The organism is Microcoleus sp. PH2017_05_CCC_O_A, assembly GCF_020738785.1.
GTDB lineage: Bacteria > Cyanobacteriota > Cyanobacteriia > Cyanobacteriales > Microcoleaceae > Microcoleus.
The window spans coordinates 1-8,298 of sequence record NZ_JAEQCB010000203.1 but is presented as its reverse complement, the minus strand read 5'-3'; the positions used below and the strand labels follow the sequence as shown (position 1 = coordinate 8,298).

General features: G+C 48.1%; 5 protein-coding genes. 4 read left to right on the top strand and 1 reads right to left on the bottom strand.

The window, feature by feature from the left end; genetic code table 11:
- A partial coding sequence (locus JGK20_RS31060; RefSeq protein WP_293233353.1) for an LL-diaminopimelate aminotransferase occupies positions 1 to 1,086 on the bottom strand: 1,086 nt, incomplete at its 3' end.
- 68 nt (positions 1,087 to 1,154) lie between these two features.
- On the opposite strand from JGK20_RS31060, the gene JGK20_RS31055 reads away from it, so the two are divergent.
- From JGK20_RS31055 to JGK20_RS31040, 4 genes are all read left to right on the top strand, one after another.
- Positions 1,155 to 1,319, top strand: coding sequence for a hypothetical protein (locus tag JGK20_RS31055; RefSeq protein ID WP_293174425.1), 165 nt, complete (start codon positions 1,155 to 1,157; stop codon positions 1,317 to 1,319).
- Between the two features lie 198 nt (positions 1,320 to 1,517).
- Positions 1,518 to 2,609 carry a hypothetical protein gene (locus JGK20_RS31050; RefSeq protein WP_293174422.1) on the top strand — a complete coding sequence of 364 codons (1,092 nt, stop codon included), beginning with the start codon at positions 1,518 to 1,520 and terminating at the stop codon, positions 2,607 to 2,609.
- A 358-nt stretch (positions 2,610 to 2,967) separates the two neighbouring features.
- Positions 2,968 to 4,827, top strand: a complete 1,860-nt coding sequence (locus JGK20_RS31045) for a DUF3352 domain-containing protein (RefSeq protein ID WP_293193445.1) — start codon at positions 2,968 to 2,970, stop codon at positions 4,825 to 4,827.
- A gap of 851 nt (positions 4,828 to 5,678) precedes the next feature.
- Positions 5,679 to 8,298: filamentous hemagglutinin N-terminal domain-containing protein (locus JGK20_RS31040; RefSeq protein WP_293233351.1), on the top strand; the 2,620-nt coding region annotated here is incomplete at its 3' end.

Sequence of the window (8,298 nt, the reverse complement as noted above, 5' to 3'; positions counted from 1 at the left end):
ACCAAAACCAGAACCAGGTGTTCCCACCACATTACAAGTTTCTAGCAACTTTTGAAAGAAATCCCAACTCGACAAACCATTCGGTGTTTTCACCCACACATAAGGCGCATTTTCGCCGCCAAAAACTTCGATTCCGGCTGCTGTCAATTTCTCGCGGATAATTGCAGCATTTTCCATGTAAAAATTGACTAACGCCTGAATCTCTGCCTTACCTTTCTCAGAATAAACTGCCTCCGCACCGCGCTGCACGATGTAAGAAACGCCGTTAAATTTAGTAGATTGGCGGCGATTCCACAACTTCCAAATTTCGACATCGGAACCGTCGGCGGCTTTTCCTGTCAAAAATGAACGAAATTCGATCGCACAATCGCGCGCCCCTTCAATCTCGTAGATGGAGTGTGGTAGGCTCGGATCGGTAATATAGGCTTCGTAGGCTGCATCGAAGAAAATAATCGAACCGTTCGCTTTAGCATAGTTTACCCAAGCTTGCAAGTGTTCCTTGGTTGCGGTTGCGCCCGTCGGATTGTTGGGGAAACACAGGTAAATTAAATCGACTTTCTTGTCTGTGGGAATTTGGGCGGTAAAATTGTTGTCTGCGGATATTGGGAGGTACACAAAACCTTCGTATTCGCCATTTTCGTTCGCATCTCCCGTGTGTCCCGCCATCACGTTCGTGTCTACGTACACCGGGTAAACTGGATCTGTAACTGCGATCGTATTATTATTGCCGAAAATATCGAGAATATTGCCGCAATCGCACTTAGAACCGTCAGAAATAAAGATTTCCGAAGCATCAATATCGCATCCCCGCGATTTGAAATCGTGCTCTGCAATTTTCTCCCTCAGCCATTCATAACCTTGTTCCGGGCCGTATCCTTTAAATGTATCCCGCGAACCCATGTCTGCTACCGCTTTCACCATCGCCTCCCGGCAAGCTTCCGGTAGCGGTTCCGTCACGTCGCCAATCCCCAGCCGGATGATGGGTGCACCGGGATTCGCGTCTGCATAAGCTTTTACCCTGCGCCCGATTTCGGGAAACAGGTAGCCGGCTTTGAGTTTGAGGTAGTTGTCGTTGATAGTTGCCATAGTGCGATCGCTCTCAATGTCGTACAATAGCTTATACCATTTTAGATTTTAGATTTTAGATTTTAGATTTGAAGAATTGGATAATTGAAGAATTGAAGAATTGGGAACAATCGAGCGATATGCGAGTTTGCAGCATGGGGCCGGCAGTTGCATTCTGTTTGAAAATTGCTATTACTGCTAATTGTCTCCCTCAAGACGTAGAAAGTTCGGCAACGGATTTTACAAAGGATTAAATAAATCCCAATTGAAGTTCGATAGAAAAAATTTCCCCATCTCCCCATCTCCCCATCTCCCCATTCTCCCCATCTCCCCATTCTCCCCATCTCCCCCTCTCCCCATCTCCCCCTCTCCCCATCTCCTCCATCACAGCCATTGACAAAAAAATCAACCAGCTTGTATAATTAGATATAGTGTGCAACGCAGAACCAATTATGGATGAGATAGAGTACGCCAAACTGTGTCAAGAACTGGCGGCCATTCTGAATGAGTTTAATTTAGGTTGGGTAGTTGAACAAGTCGCCAATAGTGTAGAGATAGGTAAAGTAATTGAAGAGCGATCGCTCAAACGAAAGACACCGCTGCTCAAGATAGAAGATTATACCGCAAAAGAACAACTTTTGCTGTTAATTGCTGCTGTCGAACAAGCGACGGTGAACACTTCGGAAATGGAAGACGAGATTGCTTATTTCTTGAAAGTAGAATCGGAAACCTCTCCCCTCGGTACCAAAATTATCTTTGCCAATTCCGGCGCAAAAACAGCCCAAACCATCGAGTTTACGTCCACTTTAACAGCCCCACGCCACAAACAGGCGATCGCCCTCAAGCAATTACTCGAAAAACTGCCCTCTGAACCTAGCAACTACGCCATCAATTCTGAAATTAAGAGCAAGTTAAAAAGCTCGATCGATCCAGATTTCAACGGAGTGGCAGAACAAGCTAGAATTTTTGATGCTTACCTATTCACCATCCTGCTGAAAGCAGTTGCTAACGAAGGCGGCAACATCTATTATAACAATGTTTTAGACGACGAAACACCGAAATATTTAACGTTTAGAAAAACAGCCGGAAAAATCCACGGAACAGCACATCCATACACTCATGCTGTTGTAGAATTTCCCGACAAACCAGCCCTGGAAATTCACCTCGGAGTCAAAGTCCAAGGTAGAGCCGGAGTTCTGCACAACTGCAACGTTTTAATTCTGTACCAAAAAGAAGCGAATATCTGCCGTTTGCTCAACCGCGAACCCCGACACTCGCAAGTAATTTTAGCGGTGAAATCTGAACACTGCACCTCGGAACTTCAACTAGAAATGGCTGGTGCTTTTATCGGATTGGCGTCAGATATTCGCTACGAAGGTGGCAGCTATTTCATTTCTAATAGTTACTCGCAACCAGTGGCAAAATTACTGACTACTGCGCGCAAAAAATGGGAACACAATATCTTTCCTAGGGCCACAAACGATGTTCACAGGCTGATGTACTCATTTCAAACTATCTTTAAAGACTTTAAGGCTAGAAACTAAGATTGGGGAATAGGGCATAGGGCATGGGGCATAGGGCATGGGGCATGGGGCATAGGTAATTTGTTATTTGTTGTTTGTGATTATAAAAACTACTAACTGCTAACCGCTAACCGCTAACTATGCCGGGTACATCTGGTTTTTGAAGCCTGAAGAAGCATGACCGCATATAAGTTATTAGTTATAATCCCATATTCACGGAGGTCATGCGAGAGTCCCTACGAATATATTTGCCTTGCGCCAGATGCACCCACTATGCCCAATGCCCAATGCCCTGTTTGCCCTATGCCCTATTCCCAATTCCCCATGCCCAATCCCCAATATAATTTATGATGTTTCGAGTACCAGAACTTTACGAATAATGTTCAAGAAAGATAAATCTTCCCTGCTGTTTACGATCGGAGCCGCCACACTTCTGATCGGTTTAGGTATCCTCGCATACTCGATCGTCATTTCCCGAGGCCCCGCCAAAGATTTGCCAGCGGGAGCCGTCGTTGTTCCCCAAGATGCGATGATGGCTCTATCCATCACTACCGATGAATCGCAGTGGAATAGGCTGCGAGAATTTGGTACGCCGGAGTCAAAAGCTTCGTTTGAAAGGTTTTTAAGCGAATTGCGCGATCGCCTCCTGACAAGCAACGGTTACGCCTACCAGCAAGACATTCAGCCTTGGGTGGGTAACACGGTAATGGTGGCGTTTCTCCGCAACAAAACAGCGATACCAGTTCCCCCGCGCGCGCCCAACGCGCCCCCACCTCAGCCAATTCAGCAGTCAGTAGCAATTATCCTGCCCATCTCCAACCCGATTAAAGCCAAAGAATTATTAGCAAAACCCAGACCCCTCAACCAAGGAAAAATGGTTGAGCGCAATTACAAAGGAGTGCAAGTTACAGAAACTCAAGGTATACCCGATCGCAATTTCTCAGTCGCGGTACTCGGAACAAACTATCTAGCAGTCACCACAGATCCCACCGCCACAGACAGAATAATTGACACCTACAAAGGCGAACCATCCCTCGCAAAAACTCCTGGCTATGGAGACGCCATCCAACAAATTAAGGATGTCGGTGCCTTCGGTCAAATCTACGTGAATATGCCCGTTGCAGCAGCCTTTACAGCCGCCAACTCATCCCGCGAAATTTCGGTAGAAAACCTGGAAAAACTGCAACAAAATCAAGGATTTGCCACCACAGCGACGCTGGATGCAGACGGAATTGGATTCAAATCAATCTCTTGGCTAAAACCAGATTCTACTACTCGTATAGCAGTGGAAAATAATGCTCTAAAAATGGCTAATCGCCTGCCAAACAATACAATCATGATGGTATCGGGCGGTAACTTGCAGCGTTTGTGGCAAGACTACGTATTGGGATCTGATGCTAACCCGCTTGCACCGATTAATCCTCAAGTTTTGCGTACTGGTTTAAAATCGACTACTGGCCAGGATTTAGATAAAGATTTCATCAACTGGATGGCGGGAGAATTTTCTTTATCATTAATACCAGCCCCCGCGCAGAATCCGAAAGACAAATTTGCTGCTGGATTTGTATTTATGGTGGAAACAAACAACCGCGGCGCCGCTAACAAATCCCTGAAACAGCTTGATGAAATGATGAAAAATAAGCAGTATAGAGTTGAGGAAATTCAAGTTGGCGGTCAACCTGCGACTCAATGGAAATCGCCGTTTGGAGGGATTACTGTAACTCGCGGCTGGATGAAGGATGTGCTGTTTATCACAGTAGGAGCACCCGTGGTGGACGCGATCGTTCCGGCGCCGACAAGTCCGCTTTTAAGTAGCGAATTGTTCCAAAAAACTGTACGATCGCAACTTAAGCCTCACAACGGCAATTTTTTCATCGACACCGAGAGTGCGTTTAACCCGAAAAACCTGGCTTTGCCGGAGTTTCCTCCCAACCAAAAAATCTGGATAGATGCCACGCGGTCGATCGGCATTACAGCGGCCGTGATTGGCGATCGTACCACCCGCTACGACGCTTTTGTCGGTCTCAAAAAATCCGACCAATCGACTCCTTCACCAAAGCCCTCACCGAATCCATCTTCACCGAGTTCACCTTCACCGAGTTCATCGTCACCGAGTTCACCTTCACCGAGTTCACCTTCACCGAGTTCACCTTCACCGAGCTCACCTTCACCGAGTTCATCCTCACCAAGCCCTGATTCACCCAGTCCCTCGCCCACCGTCCAAACTTCACCGAATTAACTCTTAAATCCTGCCAAAAATCCGCTATGACAGCCCCTTAAACAGCAAAATGGCGATCGATTAAAACCGAAAAGCAGCAGATCGAAACCGACAATAGTGGATTTGATTTTAAGAGGAAAAGTGAGCCGGATTTAAGTTGTTTTACGTCACCAAACCTCACACCAAGAAACCGCCAAACCCGGTTTATAAAAAAAACCGGGTTGCAGCAAGCAAACTCTAAAAAATTGGCTTGTAGCCCAAGGAAGAAAGAAGAAGCAATAACATTCCGGGACACACACCAACCTTCAAACCTTAAGATGAGGTACGTTGTTGGGCTTCAGCCCTCTTAGTGGAACTGGTTATATAAGCTATGAGTCATACCTCATCTTTTTGAGAAAGGCTATACTTTTTCTTGTCATAATTTTCGTTACAGGCTATCGTGGAGATAGCTTTGTTGTTTTTGAACCGAGGAAAGCAAAGATGTTTGACCAGAAATTTTCCCGATCGCTCTTGGACGCAGAACCTAATTTTTAACCCCATCCTTCGTTGAAAGTCTTAATAAGAGTAAAAAAAAATCGGTTAATCGGCGTCGGAGTGGGTCTAAAATGCCGTTTTTTTGAGTGTATCATGTGGCAGATGTATAGTCTAGGTATTGCGAGTTATATTGAGAGTGTAAAGAAGATATAGCCTTTCTCAAAAAAATGAGGTATGACTGACAGCTTATATAACCGCTTAAACCAAGAGAGCTCTCTTCCCAACAACGTCCGCGAATCTTTGTGATAGCCGCTATACGTTATTGTTGCGACCTATTAAAAATTAAACCCTTTAAAACTATGAAAAACCCCAAGAATCTTCAAATACCGGCTAAATTAATGTCAAGAAAAAGAATTGGCAAACTGGCACTTTATGTGCAAATAGTCTTGATAAATATTTACTTTTTGCAAGCAAAAGCCGAAGCTCAAATTGTGCCAGCGAACGATGGAACTGGCACTAAAGTCACTCCCACCCCAAGCGGAACTCCTACACCGCAAACTCGCTTCGACATTGAAGGCGGACAATTATCGAACGACAAACAAAATCTCTTCCACAGTTTTACACAATTCGGTTTGTCGCCAAATCAGATAGCCAACTTTATCTCAAATCCCAGCATTCGCAACATTTTAGGCCGCATCAATGGCGGTAGCCCTTCGATTATTAACGGCTCAATTCAATTAACCGGCGGTAATGCTAACTTGTTTCTGATGAATCCCTCGGGCATCATATTTGGCAACAGTGCCAGCTTAAATGTGCCGGCTTCTTTCACAGCAACCACGGCTACTGGTATTGGATTTGGTTCTAATTCGTTTAACGCGATCGGTACTAACACCTACACATCTCTGACGGGCACGCCCAATTCCTTTGCTTTTGGAGCCGATCGAGCTGGGGCAATTGTCAACACAGCCGACTTAGCAGTCAAGTCAGGGCAGAACTTAACTTTGCTCGGCGGCACCGTTGTCAGCACAGGCAATCTTTCGGCACCGGGCGGTAAAATTACCGTTGCGTCAGTCACCGGGACAAATTTAGTGCGCGTCAGTCAGGGAGATAGTTTGCTGAGTTTGGACATCCAGCCGTCGCCAGCGACAAGCAGCCCTGGAACAGCAGTCGCATCCTTGCCGGAACTGCTGACAGGGGTCGGTCAAACCAATGCTACAGGAATCAGCGTCAATGCAAGCGGTCAATTGGTACTTACAGCGTCTAACCGAGTAGTAGCTGCGGGGGATGTTGCAGTCAAAGGTGCCAGCGCTCGATCGATCCAAATTCAAGCAGCCAACACCCTTGCAGCCAGCGGCAACCTGACGAGTACACAAGGTGCGATCGTCCTACAAGCCAGCGGCGACATTAGCACACTCGCTCTCAACTCCAACTCCACCACCGCAGCAGGCGGCAACATCACCGTCACCAGCCGTACAGGAAAAGTAGAAACAGGCAATATCAACGCAGGCTCGGACGACAAAACCAGCAGCGCCGGAGACGTTAGTATTGCAGCCTCAAGCAGCATTCAAACAGGCTTCATAGACGCCAACTCCGAAGAAAAAAAAGGCGGCCAAGTCACCCTCAAGGCGAGCAATGACATTGAAGTAACCCGTATCAACACCCAAGGGCGAACAGCCGGAGGAAATATTAACATTACAGCCGGTCGTTATTTCCGAGCTACAGGCACTTTTACCTGCTTGGCGCAAGCTTGTAGCATTGCCGCCGCCGCCACTGGTAGCGCGAATGGTGGAGATATCACCATTAGCCACAGTGGCCAAGCCTCAAACACTATTTTCGGCGTCGGGCCCAACTATAACAGCTTGAACGGTACTGCTGGCAGCATTGTCACTGGGAGCGACAAGAAGGAAAATGTGATTGCATCCGGAAGTTTTTCCAGCTCAAAGGCTCAGATCGTACAGCCGACGCAAATTAATATCACAACTTCTTCAACCTCGCCGACGCCGGAACCAACTCCGACACCCGCACCAACTCCTGCACCGACACCCGCACCAACACCTGCACCGACTCCCGAACCAACTCCGGCGCCAACTCCGGCACCGACTCCGGCACCGACTCCTGAACCAACTCCAGCACCAACTCCGGCGCCAACTCCGGCACCAACTCCGGCGCCAACTCCGGCACCGACGCCTGCACCGACTCCCGAACCGACGCCCGCACCAACACCTGCACCGACTCCTGCGCCGACTCCTGCACCAACACCTGCACCGACTCCCAACCCTCCGCCAGCACCCAGGCGAACTCCTGCACCCGCACCTGCACCGACACCCGCACCCGCACCCGCACCCGCACCTGCACCTGCACCCGCACCTGCACCCGCACCCGCACCCGCACCCGCACCTGCACCCGCACCTGCACCGACACCCGCACCTGCACCGACACCCGCACCTGCACCGACACCCGCACCTGGGCAGACAATTACTGAACCCAGCGTACCAGTATCAAATTTGCCACCAGGACAGACAATTACTCAAAATCCATCACCTGCACCTGCACCTGCACCTGCACCTGCACCTGGGCAGACAATTACTGAACCCAACGTACCAGTATCAAATTTGCCGATCGCACCAATTAATCAAAATCCATCACCCGCACCTGCACCTGCACCTGCACCCGCACCTGGGCAGACAATTACTGAACCCAGCGTACCAGTATCAAATTTGCCGATCGCACCAATTACTCAAAATCCATCACCTGCACCTGCACCTGCACCTGCACCCGCACCTGGGCAGACAATTACTGAACCCAACGTACCAGTATCGAATTTGCCGATCGCACCAATTAATCAAAATCCAGCACCGAACTCGAATTTGCCGATCGCACCAATTAATCAAAATCCAGCGCCGAACTCGAATTTGCCGATCGCACCAATTAATCAAAATCCAGCGCCGAACTCGAATTTGTCGCTCGCACCAATTAATCAAAATCCAGCGCCGAACTCGAATTTGTCGCTCGCACCAA